18 protein-coding genes are annotated in these 24,867 nt (G+C 70.0%); 12 read left to right on the top strand and 6 right to left on the bottom strand.

Translation table 11 applies throughout. From position 1 onward, the window contains the following. The first annotated feature begins 23 nt into the window (after positions 1-23). The 11 genes from NBY65_RS22295 (at position 24) to NBY65_RS22245 (ending at position 13,349) form a co-directional block, all read left to right on the top strand. Complete coding sequence (locus NBY65_RS22295) at positions 24-3,116, top strand: virulence factor SrfB (RefSeq protein ID WP_150043649.1); 3,093 nt, start codon at positions 24-26, stop codon at positions 3,114-3,116. A gap of 11 nt (positions 3,117-3,127) precedes the next feature. Further along, the gene (locus tag NBY65_RS22290; protein WP_150043647.1) at positions 3,128-5,725 is read left to right on the top strand and encodes a virulence factor SrfC family protein; all 2,598 of its coding nucleotides are present in this window, start codon (positions 3,128-3,130) and stop codon (positions 5,723-5,725) included. 42 nt (positions 5,726-5,767) lie between these two features. Continuing rightward, the gene (locus NBY65_RS22285) at positions 5,768-6,979 is read left to right on the top strand and encodes a hypothetical protein (protein WP_150043645.1); all 1,212 of its coding nucleotides are present in this window, start codon (positions 5,768-5,770) and stop codon (positions 6,977-6,979) included. A gap of 254 nt (positions 6,980-7,233) precedes the next feature. After that, on the top strand, positions 7,234-7,974 hold the full coding sequence (locus NBY65_RS22280) for a FadR/GntR family transcriptional regulator (RefSeq protein ID WP_150043643.1): 741 nt from the start codon (positions 7,234-7,236) through the stop codon (positions 7,972-7,974). After that, positions 7,971-8,930, top strand: coding sequence for an NAD(P)-dependent oxidoreductase (locus NBY65_RS22275; RefSeq protein ID WP_338110434.1), 960 nt, complete (start codon positions 7,971-7,973; stop codon positions 8,928-8,930). The genes NBY65_RS22280 and NBY65_RS22275 overlap by 4 nt, the downstream gene beginning before the upstream one ends. Positions 8,931-8,951: 21 nt before the next feature. Next, positions 8,952-9,635 carry an amino acid ABC transporter permease gene (locus NBY65_RS22270; RefSeq protein WP_150043639.1) on the top strand — a complete coding sequence of 228 codons (684 nt, stop codon included), beginning with the start codon at positions 8,952-8,954 and terminating at the stop codon, positions 9,633-9,635. A gap of 12 nt (positions 9,636-9,647) precedes the next feature. Next, positions 9,648-10,316: an amino acid ABC transporter permease gene (locus tag NBY65_RS22265; RefSeq protein WP_150043637.1), complete on the top strand. Its 669-nt coding sequence runs from the start codon at positions 9,648-9,650 to the stop codon at positions 10,314-10,316. 14 nt (positions 10,317-10,330) lie between these two features. Continuing rightward, positions 10,331-11,086 (top strand): amino acid ABC transporter ATP-binding protein, encoded by a 756-nt coding sequence (locus NBY65_RS22260; protein WP_239003019.1) that lies wholly within the window; start codon positions 10,331-10,333, stop codon positions 11,084-11,086. A gap of 54 nt (positions 11,087-11,140) precedes the next feature. Then, positions 11,141-11,935: a transporter substrate-binding domain-containing protein gene (locus tag NBY65_RS22255; RefSeq protein WP_150043635.1), complete on the top strand. Its 795-nt coding sequence runs from the start codon at positions 11,141-11,143 to the stop codon at positions 11,933-11,935. Between the two features lie 35 nt (positions 11,936-11,970). Then, complete coding sequence (gene rpiB, locus NBY65_RS22250) at positions 11,971-12,423, top strand: ribose 5-phosphate isomerase B (RefSeq protein ID WP_150043632.1); 453 nt, start codon at positions 11,971-11,973, stop codon at positions 12,421-12,423. A 2-nt stretch (positions 12,424-12,425) separates the two neighbouring features. After that, complete coding sequence (locus NBY65_RS22245) at positions 12,426-13,349, top strand: ribokinase (protein ID WP_150043630.1); 924 nt, start codon at positions 12,426-12,428, stop codon at positions 13,347-13,349. Positions 13,350-13,421: 72 nt separating this feature from the next. Here NBY65_RS22245 and NBY65_RS22240 read toward each other — a convergent pair whose 3' ends face one another. From NBY65_RS22240 to NBY65_RS22225, 4 genes are all read right to left on the bottom strand, one after another. After that, complete coding sequence (locus NBY65_RS22240) at positions 13,422-16,178, bottom strand: bifunctional diguanylate cyclase/phosphodiesterase (RefSeq protein WP_150043628.1); 2,757 nt, start codon at positions 16,176-16,178, stop codon at positions 13,422-13,424. A 342-nt stretch (positions 16,179-16,520) separates the two neighbouring features. Beyond that, a complete protein-coding gene (locus NBY65_RS22235) occupies positions 16,521-17,417 on the bottom strand; it encodes a LysR substrate-binding domain-containing protein (protein WP_203330646.1) in 897 nt (298 codons plus the stop codon). Positions 17,418-17,461: 44 nt separating this feature from the next. Beyond that, a complete protein-coding gene (locus NBY65_RS22230) occupies positions 17,462-18,490 on the bottom strand; it encodes an amino acid ABC transporter substrate-binding protein (RefSeq protein ID WP_203330645.1) in 1,029 nt (342 codons plus the stop codon). Between the two features lie 49 nt (positions 18,491-18,539). Next, a complete protein-coding gene (locus NBY65_RS22225) occupies positions 18,540-19,715 on the bottom strand; it encodes a trans-sulfuration enzyme family protein (RefSeq protein WP_150043624.1) in 1,176 nt (391 codons plus the stop codon). Between the two features lie 303 nt (positions 19,716-20,018). Here NBY65_RS22225 and NBY65_RS22220 point away from each other — a divergent pair, with 303 nt between their 5' ends. Then, positions 20,019-21,647, top strand: coding sequence for a diguanylate cyclase (locus NBY65_RS22220; RefSeq protein ID WP_250265727.1), 1,629 nt, complete (start codon positions 20,019-20,021; stop codon positions 21,645-21,647). Here NBY65_RS22220 and NBY65_RS22215 read toward each other — a convergent pair. Together NBY65_RS22215 and NBY65_RS22210 are read right to left on the bottom strand one after the other, a co-directional pair. After that, complete coding sequence (locus NBY65_RS22215; RefSeq protein ID WP_150043620.1) at positions 21,611-22,270, bottom strand: response regulator transcription factor; 660 nt, start codon at positions 22,268-22,270, stop codon at positions 21,611-21,613. The two genes, NBY65_RS22220 and NBY65_RS22215, sit on opposite strands and share 37 nt — an antisense overlap. Then, positions 22,267-24,609: a GAF domain-containing protein gene (locus tag NBY65_RS22210; RefSeq protein WP_150043619.1), complete on the bottom strand. Its 2,343-nt coding sequence runs from the start codon at positions 24,607-24,609 to the stop codon at positions 22,267-22,269. Before NBY65_RS22210 ends, NBY65_RS22215 begins: the two co-directional genes overlap by 4 nt. Positions 24,610-24,867 lie beyond the last annotated feature (258 nt).

Here is a 24,867-nt window from a genome sequence, read left to right as displayed (position 1 = left end):
ACCAGAATGACCGGAACCAAGCCATGATCCGCCCCGCCGCCGAGCTGCCGCCGCTCAATGCCGACGTCACCGTCCCGCTCGTGCCCAATTCCGGCGTGCAGTTCCTCGACATCCCGCTTGCGCTCGACCTGCGGCTCGGCCGTGACTGGTTCGAGGCGCCAGCGGGCGAGGGCATCGGCGCGCTGAAGCCGCTGCGCCGCGAGGACGACCTGTACGCCTACACCGACGCGGCCGGCCAGACCTTCTACGTCCGTCCCGACGACGAGGGCTTCATCGGGCTCGACGGCGCCGCCGCGCTCAGGCCGTTCCTGGGCAAGTGGGTGCCGCTGCCGCTGCTGCAGATCCACACCGACGACGTGCCCGGCCGGCGCCGGCTGGAGGCCGGCCCCGAGAACTGGGCAAGGCTGCGCATCGTCGAGCTGGACCGGCCCGAGCCCGGCGGCTTGCGCCACCGCGCCGTGCTGGCGATCGACACGCGCTGCGAGCCACGCGGCGACGGGACCCCCTTCCTCGCCCCCTGGGCCGAGGTGCCGGCCCGCTTCGCCGTCGGCACCCGGCCCGAGGAACTGGCGTGGCTGCTCGACCGCGAATGGATGGGCACATGGCTCGCGGAGATGTACCGCGAGCGCGACGTGAACGGGGACAGCCACGAACCGGATGCCCGCATCGGCTGCCGCCACTACGCCGCCTACCTGACCCTGCTCGCCCTGCTGGAAGCCAGCCGGGCCCTGCCGGTCATCCGGCTGCTCGACCTGGCGGCGGCCGAGAAGCAGAACGCGGTGATCGACGTCGACCTGGTGCTCGATATCGGCAACAGCCGCAGCTGCGGCTTCCTGGTCGAGCGCGTGCCCGGCCGCCCCGCCGGCCTCGCCGAGAGCTACCGGCGGCTGGTGCTGCGCGACCTGACCGCCTGCGAGGAAACCGCCGACCGGCCGTTCGAGAGCCGGGTCGAGTTCGCCCCGGCCGGCTTCGGGCGCGACGAGCTGTCGCTGGCCGCGGGCAGCCCGAACGCCTTCGACTGGCCGAGCCCGGTGCGCATCGGCCCGGAGGCGGTACGGCTCTCGGCGCTCAATCCGGGCAATCTCGGCCAGACCGGGATTTCCAGTCCCAAGCGCTACCTTTGGGACGACCGGCCGGCGATGTCGCCGTGGCGGTCGAACCAGTCGGGCGGCAGCGACGGCGCGATCCGCGGCGGCTACCTGAAATTCCTCTCCGAGGACGGCTCGGTGAAGTCGCTGCGCAACCGGCCGGGCATCGCGCTGCGGCCGATGTTCAGCCGCGCCAGCCTCTACACGCTGTTCCTGCTTGAGGTGCTGCTGCACGCGCGCGCCCAGGTGAACAGCTACGCCGCCCGCTACGGCCGCCAGTACCTCGACGCGCCGCGCCGGCTCGCGCGGCTGATCCTGACGCTGCCGGCGGCGATGCCGCTGGAGGAAGTGCGCTGCGTCGAGGAACGGGCGCGGGCGGCGGCCTACCTGTTCGGCGACGTCACCGGCCAGCCCGCCGCCGGCACGCCCGGGCAGCGGCCGCGCGCCCCGATCGAGGTGGAGGCACGGCTCGACGAGGCGACGGCGACCCAGATCGTCTACCTCTACGACCAGATCAATCACGCCTATCGCGACGCGCCGGCCTATTTCGAGCTGGTCGGCCGCGCCCGGCCGCGCCCGCCCGCCCGCGCCACGGCGGCCGACGCGCCCGCCTCCCCGGCCCCCGATGGCGCCGGCCCGCTGCCCTCGCTGCGCATCGCCTCGATCGACGTGGGCGGCGGCACCACCGATCTCGCGATCTACACCTATTTCCTCGACGACCGCGTCGTGGTGCCGCACGAGACCTTCCGCGAGGGCTTCCGCCTCGCCGGCGACGACGTGCTGGAAACCGTGGTGATGCGCCACGTCCTGCCCGCGGTGCGCCACGCCCTGGCCGAGGCCGGGCTGGGCGCGGCGCGCGCCGAGCAGTTCCTGCTCGCGACCTTCCGGGTGCCGCCGGCCAACGAGCCCGAGCGGCAGGCGCGCCGGCTCGTGCTCAACCACGTGCTGGTGCCGGCGGCGCTGGCCTTGCTGGGCGAGTACGAGGGATGGAATCCGATGGCCGGCGGCGGCACCGCCACGCGCTGCATCGGCGAGATGATCGCCCCGGTCGCGGCCGGGCTGCAGGCGGTGCGTCCCCCCGGCACCCGCGCCGAACCGCCCGGCGCGCGCGCCGCCGACTGGTTCGAGCGCCGCGCCCGCGACGCCGGCGCCGGCGGCTTCCGCCTCGCCGAGGTCGCCCTGCCGCTCGACTTCCCCGCCCTGCACGCCACGGTGCGGCAGACCCTGCGCAACGCGCTCGATCCGCTGCTCGAACTGGTCAACCGCTTCGATTGCGACGTGCTGCTGCTCTCGGGCCGGGCGGCGCGCTGGCCGGCGCTGACAGACATGGTGGTGGCCTCGCTCGCCATCGAGCCGAACCGGGTGCAGCCGATGCACCGCTACCGGGTGGGGGCGTGGTATCCCTACGCCGATCCGCTCGGCCGCATCGAGGACCCGAAGACGACGGTGGCGGTGGGCGCCATGATCTGCCGGCTGCTGCAGGGCGGGCAGCTCGACAATCTCGCGCTGGTCGACGTGTTCCGCGTCCGCTCCACCGCGCGCTTCGTCGGGCTGATGGACGGCGAGCGCATCCGCGAGGAGCGGCTGCTGTTCACCGACATCGACGTCGATGCCCTGCCCGCGGATGCCGAGCCGCTGCTGCGCACGCTGTCCTTCTCCGGCCGCAGCTTCCTTGGCTTCAAGCAGTTCCGCGCCGCACGCTGGCCGGCGAGCCCGCTGTACCGCATCGAGTTCGCCTCGCCCGAGGCGGCGAGCGGCATGAGCCTGCCGCTGCGCCTGCAGGTGCAGAGCCGGGTGCGCGAGGAAGGCGATTCCGGCCGTGCCGGCCCGGTCGCGCCGGTGCGGCGCTGGATGGAATTCGCCATCCAGCCGCGCGGCATCGTCCAGGCGAACGGCAATCCGGTGCGCGAGGGATCGGTCGCGCAGGCGCTGCAGACCGCACGCAACGACGAAGGCAGCCACTGGCTCGACACCGGCTGCCTGGAAACGCTCGACGCCGTGCTGTCGGCGGTCGCCGAACGGCGCTGAGGAGGCGCAGCATGTCCGATACAGGCATCTCCCCGCTCGCGGCGCGCTGTGCCCGGGTCGAACGCGCCGCGCAGGAAACCCTGCACTGGATCGCCGCCTATCCGGACCGGGTGGGCGCGCAGCGCCCGGCGCTGGAGAAGCTGTTCCGCCTCGCCGCGGTGGAGGCGCGCAAGCTGCAGGCGGCGACCACCCGCCCGACCGCGATCGGCGTCTACGGGCTCTCGCAGGCCGGCAAGTCCTACCTGATCTCCACCCTCGCCCGCCCGCCGGGCCGCCAGCTCGTGGTCGAGCTGGACCGGCCGCGCCCCTTCCTCGCCGAGATCAACCCCGAGAGCCAGAAAGAGGCGACCGGGCTGGTCACCCGCTTCACCATGCGCCGCGAGCGTGGCCCCGAGGGCTTCCCGGTGCGGCTGCGCCTGCTCGGCGAGACCGAGCTGGTGATGATCCTGGCCAATTCCTGGTACTGCGACGCGCGCGATCCGCAGGCGGCGAACACGCTCGGCCCCGACGACATCGCCGCCGCCCTCGACGCCGCCGAGGCCGAAGCCGGCCGCGCGGGCGGGGAGGTCACGGCCGAGGACATCTGGGAACTGGAAACCTATTTCCGCAACGAGTTCCGCCGCTTCGGGGCGGATCGCAGCTTCTCCGACCAGTTCTGGAACCGCGCCGCCGCGGTGCTGCCCTGCCTGCCGCTGGAGCGGCGGGTGGCGTTCTACGCGCTGCTGTGGAACCGCTACGCGCCCTTCACCGAGGTGCTGCTCCGCCTCGCCCGGCACCTGCAGGCGCTGCAGTTCGACCGCGTCGCCTGGGCCCCGATCGAGGCCCTGGTGCCGAAGACCGACAGCGTGCTGCGGGTCGACACGCTGGAGCGGCTGGAGGCGACGGACGGGCCGCGCATCGAGCTGGTGAGCGGGCGCGGCGGACGCTGCCGGCTGCTCCGCCCCGAGCTGACGGCGATGATCGCCGAGCTGGAGCTGCCGATGTCGGAACGGCCCTGGCCGCTGCTGCAGGAGGCCGACCTGCTGGACTTCCCCGGCGCGCGCGAGCGCAAGGGCATGGACATCGCCGCCGAGGTCGCGGCCTATCCGGCCCGGCTCGGCGAGTTCTTCCTGCGCGGCAAGGTGGCGTTCCTGTTCGAGCGCTACGCCGCCGAACGCGAGCTGAACGCGCTGCTGCTGTGTATCAAGGAAAGCAACAACCCCTACGACGCGACCATCCGCCAGGCGCTGCGCAACTGGATCGCCCGCACCCATGGCGAGCGGCCGGAGGATCGGGCCAGGGTGGCGACCTCGCTGTTCGTCGTGCTCACCCGCATGGACGTGCATTTCGACCGCACCGGCGGGCGCGACCCAAGGGCGCCGAGCGGCGACCTGTGGGAGGCGCGCATCAAGGCGAGCCTGCAGCAGCCGCTGCAGGAATCGGATGGCTGGCTCGATGCCTGGCATCCCGGCCGCGCCTTCGACAACGTGCTGCTCGCGCGCAACCCGACGCGGTCGCAATCGCTCTCGACGCTGGACGAGGCCGAGCGGGAAGTGGCGTTCCTGCCCGGCGTCGAGGAGCGCATCGCCCGCTGGGGCGCCGAGTTCGCCGCGCACCCCGATGTGCGTCGCTATGTCCGCGAGCCGCTGCGCTGCTGGCAGGAGGTGTTCCGGCTGGAGGATGCCGGCATGTCCTACCTGATCGAACGGCTGGAGCCGGTGTGCAACGGCGCGCTCAAGCTGGCGCAGATCGAGAACCAGCTGGCGCTGCTGCAGGAGGCGATGCGGCGCCGGATCGCCGAATGGTACGTCTCCGGCGACATGCAGACGCAGTACGCCCGGCGCAAGGCGGCGCTGCAGCCGGCGCTGGAGGCGCTGGTGGAGCTGGGCAACGCCGAGCGCTTCGGGCTGCTGCTGACGCAGTTCCACCTCGAGCCCGACGAGGCGCGCGAGGTGCTGCTGCGCGTCGGCGCCGATCCGGAGCCGGCGCTCGGCACCGACCGGCAGCGCGGCGGCGCGGTGAGCGGCATCCTCGCCCTGATCGAGGACGACGACACGCTGCAGCCGATCATCCAGCGCCGCGACCCGGCCAGGGAGCGCGCGGAAGCGCTGTTCGGCGCCTGGGTGGCCAAGGTGCGCCGCTTCGCCGCCGAGGAGACCCTGCGCGCCTGGTTCGGCTTCACCGCCCCGGAAGCCGATGCGGTGGTGGCCGAGCTGGTCGCCGCGGCGCTGCGCGGCGGCGTGGTGGCGCGGCTCGCGCTGGCGCTGCGCGGCCGCGGGCGCATCGAGCGCTTCGACCTCGCGGCGCGGGGGCACGCCATGGCGGCCGCGCAGGTGATCAACGAGCACGTCAATTTCGTCGGTTTCCGGACGGACGGAAAGCCGGCGCCCGACCGGCCGTCCCTGGGCAAGGGCGCGGGGCCGGTGTTCGCCGCCCCACCACCGATCGCCGAGCTGCGCGAGATCGACGAGGAACCGCCGCCTTATGGCCCGCTGTTCTGCATCTCCTGGATCAAGGCGCTGGCCGAGGCGACCCGACGCAACGTCTTCGACCGCGGCGACGGCACCCTGCTCGACCAGGCACAGAACGAGGCCGTGGGCAAGATCCTGGAGCTGATCCGTGATGAATGACCTGCCAGCCCCCGCGCCCTCCCCCACGCGGAGCGACCGCCGATGACCGGCTTCGCCATCCGCCCGCTCGCCGATCCGGGCGACCGCGAAATCAGCGGGGCGCTGGTGTTCTCGCCGGCGCCGGAGATCACCGGCCCGGTGCGGTTCTCGATCGAGCGTTTCAACTGCGACCTCACCGTCCTTGGTGCCGAAGGGTGGATGGCCGGCGCGCCGGTGGCGCTGCAGCCGCGGCGGGTGGAGCGCCGCGGCGACGCGCTCTGGGTGCTGTTCGGCCGGGACGTCTCGAACTGGGTGATCCCGCACGAACCGGTGCGGGTGCGCCTGCTCGGCACGGAGATCATGGGCGAGGACATCTGGCCGGCGATCGCGCGCGGCACCGGCAAGGGCGCGCCGCCGCCACCGACCACGACGCGGGAAGCACCCGTCGTGCCACCGCGAAACGACCCGCCCACCGCCGCACCGCGGCAAGCGGACGGGGAGACTGGACGGACACGGCCGGCGCAGGAGCGTGGCGCCGCGCCGGCGACGGACGCCCCCCGGCCGCCGGTCGATCCGCCGCCCACCGCTTCCCCCTGGCCGCAGGTCGGGCCCCGCCCTGTCGTCACTCCTCCCGCCGATCAACTGCCTCGCGTCACTGCACCATCCGGTCTGCGAGGCTCCCTCTGGTGGCTGGTGCCGGGAGCCACCCTGCCGGTGCTCGTGGCCATCACGATCGCCGTCAGGGCCTGGTACCCACGCGAGCCCGGCCCGGTGTTGCAGGCCGCAAACGGGCCGCAGGCCAGTGCCGGGATCCCGGCGCCGCCCCCGCCCGTCCGGGCCCCGGAGACGTTCGATGCCTGCGTGACCGCGGAAACGCGCAGGCTGAGCGCCGGCTGTCCGGAGGAATACCTCCGTGAATTGCCGGCGGAGCGCCTGACGCGGATTGCCCTGCAGCTTGCGGCTTCGGGCGATGCGGACGCACGGGCGACCGCCTTCCGCGCCCTGGTCGGCATCACCGGCCGGACCAGCTTCGGGCCGGCCGAGCTGGCGCTCGCGCGGATGTACGACCCGGCGAGCTTCGCCGCCAACCCGGCCCTGCGCGCGCCCAACCCGCAGATCGCGCTCTGCCTCTACAGGAACGCCGCCTCCGGGCAGGCGCCGGGCGCCGAGGCGGCCCGGCAGGCCCTGGTGACGCGGCTGCGCACCACCGCCGCGTCCGGCGGACCGGAGGCCACGACGGCACAGGCCGCGTTGCAGAACGCCTGCGCCCGGTAGGGCGTATCCGCAAAGGGGGGGCACCTCCCTCCTTTGCAGGCACGCCCCTGGCTGGCGTGCGATAATTTTCCTTCGAAATGATATGGCAAAACGTGAGCCAGGCGACGCGCTGCCGTAACGGCGGCTGGCGCAGGCGACCGGCTCGATTTCGTTCCAAAATCGCGACTATATTGTTTCGATTGAGGTGGGGTTTCGTTCCGTAACTTGACTGGGTTGGGCTGGTCTGTATTCTGGTCAGACCAAGGTTTGACAAGATGCCCGACCAACCAGAGATCACGCGCCAAGCGGATGGGGCCAAAGGGGATGGACGCGGTTTCGAGAAGGTTTTCGCCTTCCTGCGCGAACGTCTGCTCACCGGCACGCTGCGTCCGGGAGACCGGCTGACCCCTGAGCGCGAGCTCGCGGCCCAGCTTGGTGTCAGCCGGCCAATCCTGCGGGAAGCGCTGCGGGCGCTGACGGCGCTCGGCATCGTCGAGATCCGCGATCGCGTCGGCACCGTCGTTCGCCGCCCGGACCTGTCCGTGCTGAACGACTTCTTCACCTTCGCCCTGGCACAGCAGGGCGATGCGGTCGATGACGTGATGGAGGCGCGCATCGCCATCGAATGCCAGGCCATCCGCCTCGCCGCCCGGCGCGCCACGCTCTCCGACCTGGCCCGGCTGCAACAGGCGCTCGCACGCATCAGCGAAACCATCGGCGACCCGCGGGTCGGCAGCGAGGCGGATTACGACTTCCATCGCGCCATCGTCGCCGCCGCAAGGTCCGAGGCGCTGAGCCTGCTGCACGAAGCGTTGACGCCGCTGCTGCGGCGCTCGCACTTCATCCGCCGCGAGGAAATCAAGGTGGTCGAGCAGATGCAGCCTTACCTGATCGATGATCACCGCCGCATCTTCGAGGCCATCGCCGCGCGCGACCCCGAAGCCGCCGACCGCATTCTGCGCGAACATTTCGCCATCGGTGACGAATATCGCCGTCGCGCCATCATCAGCAGGTGAGCCGCGACGACGCCCCCCTTCAGGTCATTCAGCCGGACGGAAAGGCAACGACCATGGAACGCAACACGAGCAAAGGGTCTGTCGGGTTCATCGGCATCGGCACGATGGGCCGTGAAATGGCGCTCAATCTGCTGAAAGCGGGTCACGTGGTGCGCGCGTACGACCTCAACGCGGAAGCGCTCGCGGCCCTGGCCGGACATGGCGCCCTCCCCGCCGCGAGCCCGGCGGAGGCGGCGCGCGAGAGCGACATCGCCATCACCATGCTGCCCGACACGCCGCAGGTGGAAGACGTGATCTACGGCGCCGGCGGCTTGCTGGAAACGCCCCCCGCCGGCCGGCTGGTGATCGACATGAGCACGATCTCCCCGGTCGCGGTGCGGCGCATCCAGGCCGATCTGGCGGCCCGGCAGGTCGGCTTCGTCGATGCACCGGTCTCGGGTGGCCCGATCGGCGCGCGCAATGCCACGCTCTCGATCATGGCCGGCGGCGAGGCCGCGGACTTCGCCCGCGCCGAGCCCTATTTCCGCGCCATGGGCACCACCATCACCCATGTCGGCGGGCCCGGCGCCGGGCAGACGGTGAAGCTGTGCAACCAGTTGGTCTGCGCGCTGAACCTGCAGGCCATCAGCGAAGCGCTGGCGCTCGGCCGCGCCGCCGGGGTGGACCTGGCGCAACTGCGCCAGGTGCTGCTCGGCGGCTCGGCCGCCTCCTGGATGCTCGACAAGCTGGGGCCGGCAATGATCGCGGGGGATGCCTCGGCCGGGTTCCGCATCGACCTGATGTTCAAGGACCTGCGCCTGGTGCAGGAACAGGCGCAGGCGCTGTCGGTGCCGCTGCCCGGCACCGCCCTGGTCACCACCCAGTACATCGACGCCCGCGCCCATGGCGAAGGCGGCAACGGCAACCAGGCGCTGTTCCGCGTCTATGACCGCATGAGCAACCAGTCCCGCGGCTGAGCCCGCCCAGGAGCGGCAGCGATGGCGTTGCATCTCGATTTCTCCGTCGTGCTGGAGCGCTGGCCGGGCTTCCTGTCCGGCGCGGTGCTGACCCTGGAGCTGACCCTGGTGGCGGTCAGCCTCGGCACCGTCATAGGCACGCTCGGCGCGATCGGCCGTGGCAGCCGCAACGGCGTGGTCCGGCGGATCAGCGGGATCTATGTCGAGGCCGTGCGCAACACGCCGCTGCTGGTGCAGGTGTTCCTGGTCTATTTCGGCCTGGCCAGCCTCGGGCTGAAATTCTCCGCCGTCACCGTCGCCATCGTGGCGCTGACCATCAATGTCGGTGCCTACACGACGGAAATCATGCGTGCCGGCTTCGAGGCGGTCCCGCGCGGCCAGATCGAGGCTGCCGCGGGGCTCGCGCTGTCACGGGCGCAGATCACCTGGCACGTCGTGCTGCTGCCGGCGATCGAGAAGGTCTGGCCGGCGCTCACCAGCCAGTTCGTGCTGCTGATGCTGGCCACCTCCATCTGCTCGCAGATCTCTGCGGAAGAACTGACGGCGGTGGCCAACTACGTCCAGTCCGACACCTACCGCGCCTTCGAGACCTACATCGTCGTCGCGGTGCTTTATGTCGCGCTGTCGCTGGTCATGCGCGCGCTGTTCTGGGGGCTTGGACTGGTGCTGTTTCCCCGTCGCCGCCGCCTCGGCACGCCGCTCTAGGAGAAGCAAACCATGGGCGGCCAACTGAATGCGAACCATCTGCTGTTCCTCGGCGAAGGGGTGCTCTGGACCATCGGCCTGTCGCTGATCGCGGTGGTCGGCGGCAGCATCGGCGGCGCGGTGGTGGCGCTCGGCCGCATCTCGCCGTCGGTGGCGGTGCGCCTGCCCGCGGCGCTGTTCGTGCAACTGGTGCAGGGCACGCCGCTGCTGGTGATCATGTTCCTGACCTATTTCGGCCTCGCCGCGATCGGGCTGGACATCTCGCCGCTGCTCGCCGCCGGCGCGTCGCTGACCATCTATACCAGCGCCTATCTGGGCGAGATCTGGCGTGGCTGCATCGAATCCGTGCCGCGCCCGCAATGGGAAGCAGCGGAGGGGCTGGCGCTCAGCCGCACGCAGCGGATGGTGAAGGTGATCCTGCCGCAGGCCGTGCGCATCGCCACCCCGCCCTCGGTCGGCTTCCTGGTGCAGATCATCAAGAACACCTCGCTTGCCTCGGTGGTCGGCTTCGTCGAGCTGATGCGGTCCGGCCAGATCATCAACAACTCCCTGTTCGAGCCTTTCCTGATCTACGCCATCATCGCCGTCGTCTACTTCGCGCTCTGCTACCCGCTGTCGCTGCTCAGCCGCCGCCTCGAGAGCCGCAACGCGCCGGTGCGCAAGGACCTGGTGCCGGCATGACGCGGGAGCAAACCATGGACGGAATCATGGCGGCGGACGACACCACCGAAGTTGTCCGCGTGCGGGACGTGCACAAGAGCTTCGGCACGCTGAAGGTGCTGAACGGCGTCAGCTTCGCCGTCGACCGCGGCCAGGTGGTCGCGCTGATCGGGCGCAGCGGATCGGGCAAGAGCACCGCGCTGCGCTGCATCGACCGCTTCGAGACGATCGACAGCGGCGAGATCACCGTCTGCGGCCACCGCGTCGACGCCCCCGGCCTCGACCTGCGGGCACTGCGGCAGGATGTCGGCATCGTGTTCCAGAGCTACAACCTGTTCCCGCACCTGACGCTGGAGGAGAACATCATCCTCGCCCCCTGCGCGGTGAAGCGCATGCCGCGCCAGGCGGCGCGGGAGCTCGCGCGGCGCGTGGTGGCCGAGGTCGGGCTCGAGGACAAGCTGCAATCCTATCCCGAGCAACTCTCCGGCGGGCAGCAGCAGCGCGGCGCCATCGCGCGCTCGCTGGCCATGCAGCCCAAGGTGATGCTGTTCGATGAAGTCACCTCGGCGCTCGACCCGCAACTGACCGGCGAGGTGCTGAAGGTGATCGAGAAGCTCGCCGCCGGCGGCATGACCATGGTGATGGTGACGCACGAAATGAGCTTCGCGCGCGGCATCGCCGACCAGATCGTGTTCATGCATGCCGGCCGCGCCCACGAGACCGGGCCGGCCGGCATCCTCTCCGCCCCCCGTACCGAGGAACTCGCGCAGTTCCTCGGCAACGGACTTTAAGGCCCATCCCGTGGACGGCGTCCACACAACGCAAGACCCGGAGTGACAACGACCATGTTCAGACGTTCCCTGCTGACTGCCGCCGCGGCCACCGCCGGCTTCGCCGCCCTCGGCGTGACGCCCGCCCGGGCCGACCAGTACGACGACATCATGAAGGCGAAGAAGATCCGCATCGCCACCGACCTCGCCATTCCGCCCTCGGGCATGATCGACGCCAGCATGCAGCCCACCGGCTCGGACGTGGAGACGGCGCGGCTGCTCGCGCAGGACTGGGGCCTGCAACTGGAATTCGTCCAGACCACCGGCGCCACCCGCATCCCCAACGTGCTGACCGGCAAGGCCGACATCATCATCTCGACGCTGTCGGTGACGGCCGAGCGCGCCAAGGTGATCGACTTCACCCGCGCCTATGCCGCGCTGGAATCGGTGGTCGGCGGGCTGAAGTCGCTGCAGGTGAAAAGCTGGGAAGATTTGCGCGGCAAGACCATCGCCGTCTCGCGCGGCACCACGCAGGACACCACGCTGACCAACATGAAGGACCGCGACCTGCGCATCGCCCGCTACGACGACGACGCGACCATGGTGACCGCCGCCGTCACCGGCCAGGCCGATTTCGTTGCAACATCCGCAACGATCGTCAATCAGATCGGCGTGAAGAACCCGGCGCGGCCCTTCGAGCCGAAGGTGCTGATCACCACCTTCGACCTCGCCATCGGCCTGCGCAAAGGCGAGCCGCAACTGCGCGAGAAGCTGGATGCGTGGATCGCCACCAATCTCAAGAACGGCAAGCTCAATGCCATCTACAAGAAATTCCATGGCAGCGAGCTGCCGGCAGCGATGCGCGGCTGACCCTCGGCCCGCGACAACGGAAGGAACCTGACGGAATGCGTCTCGTGATCGGATCGGACCACGCGGGCTGGATCCTGAAGCAGACGGTGATCGAACATCTGGGCGCGCTCGGCCACGAGATCATCGATGTCGGGTCCCACGACGACAGGCCGGTCGACTTCCCCGACATCGCCCGCGCGCTCGTGGGCAAGATCACCGGCGGGGAAGCCGAACGCGGCATCATGGTCTGCGGCACCGGGGTCGGCGCCTCGATCGCCGCCAACAAGATGCCGGGCATCCGCGCCGCGGTGTGCCACGACGTGCATTCGGCGCACCAGAGCGTGGAACATGACGACGTCAACGTCATGTGCATCGGCGCGCAGATCGTCGGTCCCTGGCTCGCCAGGGACCTGATCTCCGCCTACCTGGCCGCCGAGTTCTCGACCGACGAGGACATGCGCCGCCGGGTCGCCAAGCTGCACGACATGGACCGGCAGAGTCAGGCGTAACGATGATCCTGGTCTTCGGCTCGATCAACATGGACCTGGTGGCGCGGGTGGCCGCGATCCCGCACGCCGGAGAAACGGCCCTGGCGCCGGGCTACGCGACGCTCTGCGGCGGCAAGGGGGCCAACCAGGCCGTCGCCGCCGCGCGCGTCGCCACCCCCGGCCGCGTCGCCATGGCGGGACGGGTCGGAGCCGACGGGCTCGGCCGCGTGGCCCGCGACAACCTGCAGGCCAACGGCGTGGACGTCTCGCTGGTCGCGGTCGGGGTCGAACCCACCGGCTGTGCCTTCATCACCGTGGATGCGCAGGGAGAGAACGCGATCACGGTCGCCAGCGGCGCCAACGGCGCGGCGACGGCGGCGCTGGTGCCGGATGCGGCCATCACCGCCGACACCGTGCTGGTGCTGCAGATGGAGGTGCCCACGACCGAGGCACTCGCGCTGGCCCGCCGCGTGCGGGACGCGGGCGGGCGCGTGGTCTGGAACCTCGCCCCGGTGCCGCCGGACCTGACCACCAGCCTGCTGCGCGAGGTGCTCGCGGTGAGCGACGTCTTCATCGCCAACGAGCACGAGGCGGTCGCCGCCGCCTCGATCATCGGCGGCCCGTCGACCGGGTGGAGCGCCTGCGGCGGCTTCCTCGCCCGGTTCGGCAGCACGGTCTGCATCATCACCGCAGGGGCCAAGGGAGCCGTCGCGTTCACACCGGAAGGCGAGCTGGTGCAGGCCGCGGCGCCGGCAATCCATCCGGTGGACACCACGGGGGCCGGCGATACCTTCGTCGGCATCCTCACCGTCGGGCTGGACGAGGGGCGTTCGCTGCCGGAAAGCCTGGAACGGGCCTGCCGGGGGGCGGCTCTGGCCTGCCTCGCGCCGGGGGCGCAGGGGGGGATGCCGCGGCGCGCGGACCTGGAGGTGCCGGCATTCATTTGACAAACGCCAGTTGGGCGCAACGTTTCCTGCGCGGTTGGCGCCACCCTGCGTTGCGCAGCGGCGGAACGGTCTTCAGTCCGCGTCGGTCTGCCCGGCCCCAACCCGGAGACGGTGAAGCAGGGCCGGGATCCCGGAGGCGGGACAAGGCCGGCTGAAGAGAAAGCCCTGGACCTCACGGCACCCCCTGGCGGTGAGTTCCTCGAGCTGCTCCTCTGTCTCCACGCCCTCCGCGGTCGCCCCCATTTCCAGTCCGGCACAAAGATCCACCACCGCGCCGACGATCGCCCCGCTCGCCCGGGTCTGGCCGAGGTTGCGGATGAAGCTGCGGTCGATCTTCACCTTGTCGAAGGGGAAGCGCTGCAGATAGCTCAGGCTGGAATAGCCGGTGCCGAAATCGTCCATCGCCAGCCGCACCCCGATCGCCTTCAGCCGGTGCAGCATCGCGAGCGTCGCCTCTGAATCCTTCAGCATCACCCGCTCGGTGATCTCAAGCTCCAGCCGGTGCGGGGCCAGCCCCGAGGCCGCCAGCGCCCCGGTGATCGCCTCCAGCAGACCGCTTCTGGCGAACTGCGCCGGCGACAGGTTCACCGCCACATGCAGCCGCTCCGGCCAGCGCATCGCCTCGGCGCAGGCCGCCCGCAGTACCCACTCCCCGATCGGCACGATCAGCCCGGTCTCCTCGGCCAGCGGAATGAAGCGGTCAGGCGGCATCAGCCCACGCTCCGGATGGCGCCAGCGCAGCAGCGCCTCGAAGCTGGTCACGCTGCGACTGCCGACATCGAGGATCGGCTGGTAGAACAGCTCGAATTCCCCCACCGCCAACGCCCGCCGCAGGTCGCTCTCCAGCCCCCGCCGCAACTGCATCCTCGCGTCCATCTCCGGCTCGAAGAAGCGGAAGCAATTGCGGCCGTCGCCCTTGGCCCGGTAGAGCGCCATGTCGGCCGATTTCATCAGTTGCTCCGCTACCGCCCCGTCGGGCGACGCGATCGCGATGCCGATCGAGGTGCCGATGACCACGTGATGGCCTTCCAGCTCATAGGGCGCCGCCACCGACTCCACCAGCCGCTGCGCCAGGGCCGTCGCGTCCTGCGGGGCCCGCACCTGGTCCTCGATGATGGCGAACTCGTCGCCGCCGAGGCGAGCAATGGTGTCGGTGTCGCGCACCGCCGCCTGCAGCCGCTCCGTCACCTGGCGCAGCAGCAGGTCGCCGGCCGGATGGCCCAGCGTGTCGTTGACCTCCTTGAAGCGGTCAAGGTCGAGGTAGAGCAAGGCGAAGCCATGGCCACGCCGGGCCCGGGCGATGGCTTCGTCGAGCTTGATCCGGAACAAGGCACGGTTGGGCAGGTTGGTGAGCGCGTCGTGATGGGCAAGGTGGATGATCTTCGCCTCCGCCGCCCGCCGCTCGGTCACGTCCTCAAAGGTGACCAGCCAGCCCCCGTCCGCGGTCGGCGTGAAGCATTCGGAGATGCTCCGCCCGTCCGGCAGCTCGCGGATCACGGACGACACCTCGCCCGCGCCGTGCAACGCCAGGGTGCGCGCCTTGATGGCCTCGGCCTCGGCGTGGCTGAGCCGTCCGGCCTCGGCCTGCCGGTCCAGCATCGCCTCGAAGGCAATGCCCGGCACCAGGCAGTCCGGCGGCACGTCGAACATCCCGGCGAAGCTCCGGTTGGCGACGACCAGGCGGCGGTCGGCGGCGAACATGCACAGGCCCTGGGTCATGCTGCCGACGGCGGCGGCGAACTGCGCCTGCTTCTGCCGCCGCTCCTCCGCCAGCGCCGCCTCCGCCTCGGCCGCCTTCCGCGCCGCGACCGCAGCCGCGATCAGGGAACGCTGCCGCAATTGGCGCCGGGCCAGGAAGGCCGCCCCCAGCAGCACCGGCTCCAGCACGGCGAGCACGACCAGCGCGGTGCGCCGCTGCGCACGCCATTCGGCCAGCACCGCATCTGTCCGGCGGGAGACCGAGATGGAGATGGGGACGTTCGGGACCGGGCTGCGGGCGATGAGCCGCATCTGCTGGTCCAACGGGCTCTGGTCGATGAAAACCTCGCTGTCACCGGCGCGCAGGCCGCCGACCGGCAGCACGTTCGGAACAACCTTGCCGATGGCCGACTCTATTCTGGGATGGCGCAGGATGAGGATGCCGTCATCCTTCAACAGCGCCACCGCACCGCCGTCGCCAAGTTCGATGTTCTCGTAGAATGCCTCGAAGGCCCGATGCTTGACCGAGGCGCTGAGGATGCCAAGGAACGTTCCGTCCGCCGCCCGCAGCCGGGTCGAGATGTAGAAGATCCATTCCCCGGTCGCGGGCGACTTGCTCGGTCCGCTGATGAAGGTCTGCAGCGCGGGATCGGCCCGCATCACCTTCAGGGCCACCGCTTCCGGAAAGCGCGCCCCTTGCACCGGCCAGGCGGCGGAGCGCATCAGCAGCAACCCCTCCGGATCAAGGACCGAGAGAACGTTGATCTGGGGCATGGCCGCGACCCGGGCGCGCAGTTCCCTGTGAACGTCGTAGCCGGAAACACGCTCCGCGAAGCTGGCCGGACTGGTCAGGATGCCTTCCGAGGCCAGCCACTTGATGATGCCCTCCTGCAGGATCGTATGATTGCTGAAGCTGTTCGCGGTATGGCTGGCGAGGACGACAGACAGGTTCCGCAATTCCCGCGTCGCCTCGACCACCGCGCGCTCACGCTGATGGGCCAGCCACAGGAACATGATCAGCGCCGCCCCCAGGGCAAGCAGCAGGGCAGCCGGCAGCAGGAGCCGCTGGCCCAGATATCCCCTGCGCCGCAGTTTCCATCTTGCCCCGCAAAAGGCCCGTAAGCGATGCATGCAACAAGCCACGCATTACAGTTCACACTCAAAATAGATTTCACTAAACAGAAACACAACAATAAATTAATTTATATTTGACAATGAATCGAATCTCCTGAGACGTATTTCATGGAACTGGGCCACGCCTTGCAGCCCCGGTCGGCTCCACTTGATTAAAAGGCGAGGGCTCCGCCCTCGACCCGGCAGGGGCCACACGGCCCCTGCACCCCATTCGCGCTGCGCGGCACAGAATGGGATCCAAGGGCTTCGCCCTTGGCGGAGGTCCAGGAGGCGGAGCCTCGTCGCGCGCAGGCGCGCATTCGCACGACGTAGGGTTTGGGGCAACGCCCCAAGCAACGGTCAGTTGGTCGGCCGAAACCGTGCCCGCAACAGTGCCGCGGTAAACGCCTTCACCAGGATGGCTCGCTGCGTATCGGGTCGGAACAGCAACAGGGCCTTGAAGTCGATGGCCGGCTCGAAGGGCCGGAACACCAGCCCGCGCTCGGCGAAGCCATCGGTCGCCATGGGATTGACCAGCCCGATCCCCACCCCTTCCAGCGCCAGGGCGCAGACGGTGGCCGAATTGGGTGTCTCCACGACGATATCGGGACGCACGCCCGCGTCCTCGAAGGCCCGGTTCATGCGCGCCCGTGCCCGGTCTTCCGGGGCGAGCGCGACGAAGGGCCGGCCGTGCAGATCCTTCGCCTCGATCACTTTGCGCCGCGCCAGTTCGTGTCCCGGCGGCAGCGCGCAGACCGCGCGGAAGCTGCCGAAGGCGCGGTGATCGACGCCGAACCGGTCCACCTCGTCCGCGGCCAGGCCGATGTCGAACTGGCCGCTGACCACCAGGTCGCGGACGATGGCGGAGGAGGCAATGTGCAGGGTGATGGCGATGCCGGGATGGGCGTCGCGGAAGCGGCGGATGGCCCGGGGCACCAGGGTGGAGCCGAGGGCGGCGAGGCTGGCGACGCGGATCGTGCCGGAGCCGAAATCACGGATGCGCGCCGCCGCCGCCCGCAGCCGGTCGAGCCCGGCGAAATTGGCGCCGACATCGGTGAAGAACATCTGCCCTTCCGGCGTCGGCACCAGCCGTCCGCGCACCCGGTCGAACAGGGCGAACCCGACTTCCTGCTCGAGATCCGCGAGCGCGCGACTGACGGCGGGCTGGCTGACCTGCAGCAGCTCCGCCGCGCGGGAAGCGGAGCCGCTGGTCATGATGGCGTGGAAGGCTTCGAGCTGACGGAAAGTAAGGGCCACCCTGCCTCGATCGGTTGCCGCGGCCATCCGCGCGCGGGGACCGCTCAGCGCAGCGGTGGAGCGTAGCCCAGCCCGCCCTGGTCGGACAACGCGTTACGGCCGCGCGCGAGGCCGAGCGGAGCGAAGTTGCGGTCCCAGACCTCTGCGGCGTTGCCGACCTGGCGGATGACCGCGTAGGCCCATCTCCGGTCGACGCCGAGCGCGCGGCCGAGCTCGCCGTCGAGGCCGAGCAGGCGCCGGATATCGGGGTTGGTGCTGGCCTGGAACCCGTCCACGTTGGCGCTGGTGATGCCGAATTCCTCGGCGGCGAGCATGGCGAACTGGGTCCAGCGCAGCAGGTCGAACCATTTGTCGTCGCCCTTGCGCACCGCCGGCGCCAGCGGCTCCTTGCTGATGGTCTCCGGCAGCAGCGTGACGTTGCCGCGCTTGTCGCCGAGGGAATGGCGGAAGCCGGCGAGCGAGGAGGTGTCGGTGGCATAGGCGTCGCACCGCCCCGCCATGAAGGCGGCGCGCAGTTCGTTGGTGCTGTCGATCAGCACCGGGGTGAAGCTCATCTTCTGCAGGCGGAACCAGTCGGCCAGCACCAGCTCCGTGCTGGTGCCCGGCAGCACGCATATGGTGGCACCGTTCAGCTCCTTCACCGATGTCACGCCGGCGGCGGCCTTCACCATGAAGCCGGTGCCGTCATAGAAATTGACGTTGCCGAACAGCAGCCCCAGGCTCGCTTCCCGCCCGAGCGTCCAGGAGACGGTGCGCGCCAGCAGGTCCACCTCCCCCGATTGCAGCGCCACGAAGCGGTTGACGGAGGTTAACAGCACGAACCGCACCCGGTTGGCGTCACCGAGCGCCGCCGCTGCGACCGCGCGGCAGATATCGGCATCGCCGCCGCGGATGACGCCGCGGCTGTCGGGAAAGGAGAAGCCCGGGGTGGTGCCGGAGACGCCGCAGAGCAGTTCCCCCCTCGCCCGCACGGCATCCAGCGTGGGCGAGCCGGAACCTTCGGCGTGGGCGGGGGATACGGCGAGGGACGCCAGCAGGGTGAGCATGGCGAGGCAGCGGAACGGACCGGACATGGTCGCTTCCCTTCCTTCGTTCACAGAGAGTGAGGAACGGCCCGGCCGATCAGCCGGGCAGCGCGGCGCCCAGGGCCTCGAACAGCGTAGCCAGGTCGTCCCAGAGCTCGTCCGGGTCCTCAAGCCCGATGCTGAGGCGCAGGATGGTGCCTGCCTCGGTCCAAGGCACGGCGCTGCGGTCGGCGGCCACCGTCATCGGCGCGACCAGGCTGCGCGTGCCGCCCCAGGAGGCGCCGATCGCGAACAGGCGCATGGCGGAGAGCGCCGGGCCGAGCACCGGCTCCACCTCGGGCGGCAGCACGACGCTGAACACGCCGCTCGCGCCCTTGAAGTCGCGCGACCAGACTGCGTGGCCGGGACAGGCGGGCAGCGCCGGATGCAGCACCCGGCGCGCTGCCGGAAAGGCTTCCAGGCGGCGCGCGAAATCGAGCGCGACCCGCCCGACATGCGCGAGCCGTACCCCCATCGTCTCCAGCCCGCGCAGTGCCAGCGCCGCCTCGTCCGGCGAGATGCCGATGCCGAGCATGCGCATCGTGTCCTTCAGCGTCTGCCGCAGCCCCAGGTCGCGCACGCTGACCGAGCCGAGCAGCAGGTCCGAATGGCCGCCGACATACTTGGTCAGCGCCTCCATGGCGAAGTCGGCGCCGTGGTCGAGCGGCTTGAACAGCAGCGGCGTGGCCCAGGTGTTGTCGCAGCCGACCAGCGCGCCACCTGCGTGGGCGGCGGTGGCGATGGCGCGGAAATCCTGCACCTCCATGGTGGTGGAGCCGGGGGATTCCAACCAGACCAGCTTCGTCCGCGGGGTCATCAGCCTGGCGATCCCGGCGCCGATCATCGGGTCATAGGCGGCGAAGTCGATGCCGCGCGGGCGGAGGTAGTTCTGGCAGAAGCCACGCACCGGCGGATAGGCGGTGTCGGGAATCAGCACCCTGTCGCCGGGCAGCAGCACGGAGAGCAGCACCACGGTGATCGCCGCCTGGCCCGAAGGCAGCAGCACGGTGCGCTCCGCCCCGTGGAGGGCCGAGAGCTGCGCTTCCAGCGTACGCGTTGTCGGCGTGCCGTGCAGGCCGTAGCTGTAGCCGTCGGGACCACGGTATTTGCGGTTGGCGTAGGCCTCGGCATCGGGGAAGACGATGGTCGAGGCCCGGCAGGTCGGCACCGCCAGGCTGGCGAACCCCTCCTGGGAGACGGCGGGATGGTGGACGCAGCGGGAGAGATCGCGCATGAAGAATGATCCGTCGGCAGGTTCCACCTCCGAGCATGTGGCGGCGGGCCCATGCGGACAATTGCCCTTGGCATCTGACTCCATGCGACAATGTTATGGGTTTCGAGCCGGGGATGGCGCACCGCCCCCCCGTCCGCCGGACGGTGGCCAGCCAGGATGGCTTGCACCACCGGCACCGTGCATAACGATTCGCAATTACAACGATAAATATGATTTAAGATGCGGACCGAGCTTGGCCGGTGCTTTCCTGTCCGGGGCGAGGACGGCTGATCCGACATGCTGCCAGGGGACAATTCCAGACGGATGCTTGCACATCCTCCCGATATTCCCACGATGCTGGGAGCAATCATCCTGACCAGCCTCGCGCTGGCAGTGTCGCTGGGATGGACCGCGCGCGACAACCGGGACGGCCTGAGAACCTGGACGCAGGCCTTGTGCCTCACGGCGGGCGGCTGCCTGATGCATGCGCTGCGCGGAACGATCCCGGACTGGGCCCCCATCCTCCTCGGCAACGCGCTGCTGTCGCTGTCACTGTCCCTGGGACTGCGCGCCGCCTGCCGCTTTCATGGCGTACAAGAGAATCCCTGGGCCGCCTTCCTGCCCCCCTGCATCCTCGTCGTGGGGCTGGCGCTGCTGATGGACGATTTCCGCTACCGGGTCGTGCTGGCCAGCCTGGTCAACCTGGTGCAGGTGGGGCTGATCGCCCGGCAATTATTGCTTGGTCGCTACGATTTTCCAACCCGCGGGCGCAACATGTTGCTGGCGAGCGGTGCCTTCGACATCCTGCTGGCAGTGGGCCGCTGCTGGGGCGCGATCTTCCTGCCGCATGACTTCCAGACCTTCTTCCAGCCCTCCCCGCTGCAGCTGGCCGCGTATTTCTCGGCCTTCCTCCTGCTCATCATGGCCACGAACGGGTTCATGATGATGGCCAAGGATCGTTCCGACGCGCGGCTGCGGCAGTTGGCGATGCGGGACCGGCTGACCGGCTGCTGGAACCGCGTGCGCATCGAGGAGGCCGCCGGGCAGGAGATGGACCGCCTGCGCCGTTACGCGCATCCGGCCTGCGTGATCCTCGTCGACCTCGACCATTTCAAGAACGTCAACGACCGCCATGGCCATGAGGCCGGCGACGCGGTGTTGCGCGACTTCGCGCAGATCGCGCGGGAATGCATCCGTGCCACCGACATCCTCGGCCGCTGGGGCGGCGAGGAATTCATCGTGATCCTGCCGATGAGCGACCTGCCCGAAGCGCTGGTCATAGCCGAGCGGATGCGCCGGTGCATCGAACGGCATATCTTTCCACAGGGGCTGCGCATCACCATCAGCCTCGGCGTCGCCGCCTGTCTCGCCACCGACACCTGGACTGACTGGTTCCGCCGTGCCGATGCCGCACTGTACCGCGCCAAAGCAGGCGGGCGCAACAAGATACAGATCGAGGGATTCGATCCCCCGTCGCTGCCGGCCAATGACAGCCGCCACTACGTCTCGCAACTGGTCTGGCGCGAAGACTATCTCTGCGGCGAGCCCGAGATCGACGCCCAGCACCGGCGGCTGTTCGAACAGGGTAATGCACTGCTCGCCCTGGCCGGCAGGACGTCGCCCCCGGGGGAGATTCTCGCCGCCACCCGCGCCCTCATCGCCGGGACCTGCGCGCATTTCGCCACCGAGGACCGGATCCTCGCCGCGGCCGGCTATGCCGGGGCGGCGGAGCATGCCCGCATCCATCGCGACCTGCTGGCCCGCGGGGAGACGTTGCTGCAGGCCTATGGACGCGGGGAAATCGAGCCGGCGCAGATCTTCCACTTCGTCCTGCACGACATGTTCGCCAACCATATCCTGGTGCACGACCGGCAATTCAGCACCTGCTTCGCGCCCAGCCCCCTCCTTGAACCCGCTCAGCACTCCTCCAGCCAGCCCTTGCCCAGGGCATAGCGCAGGACCTCCACCCGGCTGTGGAAGCCCAGCTTGTCCATCGCCCGGCTCTTGTAGGTCTCGACGCTCTTGACCCCGATGCGCAGCCGGGTAGCGATGGTCTTGTTGCTGTGCCCGGCGGCGGTCAGGCGCAACACCGCCACCTCGCGCTCGCTCAGACGCGGCTCGACGCCACGGCCCATCGGCGCCTCGCGCGGACGGGCCGGACCGCTGCCCACCGCGCGCGCGGCAATGGCCGGATCGAGATAGACCCCGCCATCCGCGACCGCATGCACGCCGCGCAACAACTCCTCCGCCGCCGAGCGCTTGAGCACATAGCCGACCGCGCCCCCGTCCAGCAGCTCGCGCACATAGGACCGATCCTCGTGCACGCTGAGCACCAGCACCTTGCACCGCGGGCAATCAGCGCGCAGTTGCCGCGCCACCTCGGCCCCGTTCAGGCCGGGCATCGACAGGTCCAACACCACCACGTCCGGCTGCAGATCTTCGGCCAGTTGCAGCGTGGTCCGCCCGTCGCGCGCCTCGCCGACCACTTCCAGGCCGGAATCGGCAGTGAGCAGCGCCTTCATGCCGGCCAGCACCACCGGATGGTCGTCGGCCAGCAGCACCCGCACCCCGCTCATGACCGGCCTCCGGCCAGGGGCACGCGGACGAACAGGGTGGCGCCCTGGCCTGGCGCCGATTCCACCTCCAGCGTGCCGCCGACCAGGGAAAGGCGCTCGCGGATGCCCAGCAGGCCGAGGCGCCTGGCCGGCAGGTCGGCCGGCCGGCCCTCCTCCCACACGAAGCCACGGCCGTCATCCTCGACGATCATCCGCACCTCCTGTTCCTTCGCCTCCAGGATCACCCCGACCCGGCTGGCCGCGGCATGGCGGGCGACATTGGTGATCGCCTCCTGCAGCACGCGGTACAGCGTGGTCTCGACCGCCGGATCCAGGCGGCGGTCCTCCAGCGTCAGATGCAGGTCGAACTGCAGCTGCGTCCGCTCGGCCCAGGTCTCGACCAGATGGCGGATCGCAGTCGGCAGGCCGAGATCATCGAGCGCGGTCGGGCGGATTTCCCAGGCCAGCCGGTTGGCCTGCCGGCCGATATCGGTGGTCAGGTCCTTCAGCGCCGCGAGCCGTTCCTGCAGATCCCCGCTCGCAGGCGCGGCGTGGCCGATCTCCTCCAGCCCCAGCCGCAGCAGCGTCAGCGTCTGGCCGAGGCTGTCGTGCAGTTCACGGGCGATGCGCCGGCGTTCGGCCTCCTGGTCGTCCACGGTGCGGCGCAACACCTGCGACAACTCGGATTCCACCAGGGCACGGCGGCGCGTCTCTTCCTTTAACTCGCAGGCAACGGCCTGCCACTGATCGAGCCGGCGGTTCAGCTCGGCCAGCAGCATCTGCTGCTTCAGCCGTGCCTTCTCGCGCTCGCGCGCCACCTGGTCGATGCGGCGCAGAATCACTTCCAGCAGCGACAGGCGCAGCGTCTGCGCCGCTTCCACGTCGACGCTGCGCCAGGGCTGCGACTGCATCCGCACTGATTCGCACCAGGCGGCGAAGCTCTTGCGCGGCGTCAGCCGGATGCCGTCCGGCTCCGTCTCCACCGGCTTGTTCGGATTGCCGGCCCAGGTGACGGTACGGATCACCTCCGGGCGGAACCACAGCACATAGTCGCGCGGCGCCCGCGACACCGCGAGCGCGATCAGCCCGCTCGCGACACCGGCGAAGGCGGCGGCCGGCGGGTAGAGATGCGGCAGGCGATCGGTGTGGAACACGCCTTCGGTCGCGGTCTCGTTCAGCCAGGCGACCAGGGCCGCCACCTGATCGCCGGTCGGGGCGTGGCCGAGGCTGGTGTAATGCCCTTCCACCCAGAGCCCGACACCATCGGCCGGAATATAATCCAGCAGGTTCGGTCGGTAGCGGGTCAGCCCCTGGGCAAGATCGGCCTCCTGGCTCATGCGCGTCACCAGTTCCTCGTGCACGCGCTTGGTGTGCAGCCGGGCCTCGAATTCCTCGGCGGCGACCTTCATTTCCAGTTGCGCGGAGGCCATCTGCGCAAACAGCTCGCAGGCGATGCGCAGCCGGTGCGGCAGGAAGCGCGGCGCATGGTGATGGCAGGCGATCAGCCCCCACAGATACCCGTGCATGACGATGGACAGCGACATCGACGCCTGCACGCCCATGTTCGCCAGGTACTGCAGGTGGATCGGCGAAACGCTGCGCAGCACGCTGTGGCTGAGGTCGAGCGGCCTGCCGTCACGCGGATGCACCGGCGGCACGATCGGTGCGGGGACGTACTGCGCATCGGGGATCAGCCGGAGCCAGTTGCGCAGATAGAGCTGGCGCGCCTGACGGGGAATGTCGGAGGCCGGGTAATGCAGGCCAAGGAAGGATTCGACCCCGGGCGACCGTGCCTCGGCATCGACCACGCCGCTGCCATCGGGGAGGAAACGATAGACCATCACACGGTCGAAGCCGGAGACGGCGCGCACGACATCGGCCATCGCCTGGCAGAAGGCGTGCGAGCTGTCCGCCTGCTGCGTGCGCAGCAACATGGTCTGCACCAACGCCAGCGTGTCTTCCGGCGAGGCCTCGCGCAACGGCTCGAGTTCCAGCAGGATCAGATCGCCGCTGCGATGGACGATGACGTCGGTCGGCTGGCCTTCGGGGGCGATGACGAGGGAAAAGGCATGCAGCGGCCGCGTCATCGGCTCGCCGCCTTCCAGCAGGGCGCGCAGGCGCGCGATCTGCGGGGGGGTGAACCAGGCATCGGCGCCCTTCCCGGTCATGTCCGCAGGCGCCGTGCCGAGGATCCTGAGGGTGTCGCCGCCGGCATGAACGATGTGCAGCTGCCGTGGCTCGAGCGCGAGCAGCGCCCCATGCGGCTGCACCGATGCCGGGATGTGGATCGGCTCGCGGTCGCAATTGGTCAGGTCCGCGCCCCCGAAAGCGGGTACCTGGCTGCCTGGAAACTCGCTCATGGCGCGAGCGACGCCGGGCTGGAGCGCATCGGTCGACCTTTGGCAACGACGCAGGGCCAGTCAGTGTAGGCGCTTTGTGGGCTGGACCCAACCATGACCGCCGCCGCAGATCCTGGGCACATATCCGGGAAAATTCACCCTCGTCTCGGCAATGCCCGTCACATCCATGCAGGCGTGCGGTCCTGGCCGGGGGAAAACCTCCTCCGGCCCGTCGCCCCCCTTTTCCAGGCCCCCTGGCATCCTGTCCGGATGTGTCCG

Origin of the sequence: Rhodovastum atsumiense, from assembly GCF_937425535.1 — a bacterium.
Taxonomy (GTDB): domain Bacteria; phylum Pseudomonadota; class Alphaproteobacteria; order Acetobacterales; family Acetobacteraceae; genus Rhodovastum; species Rhodovastum atsumiense.
The sequence above is the reverse complement of the archived record's forward strand: the minus strand, read 5'-3'. Positions and strand labels throughout refer to the sequence as shown.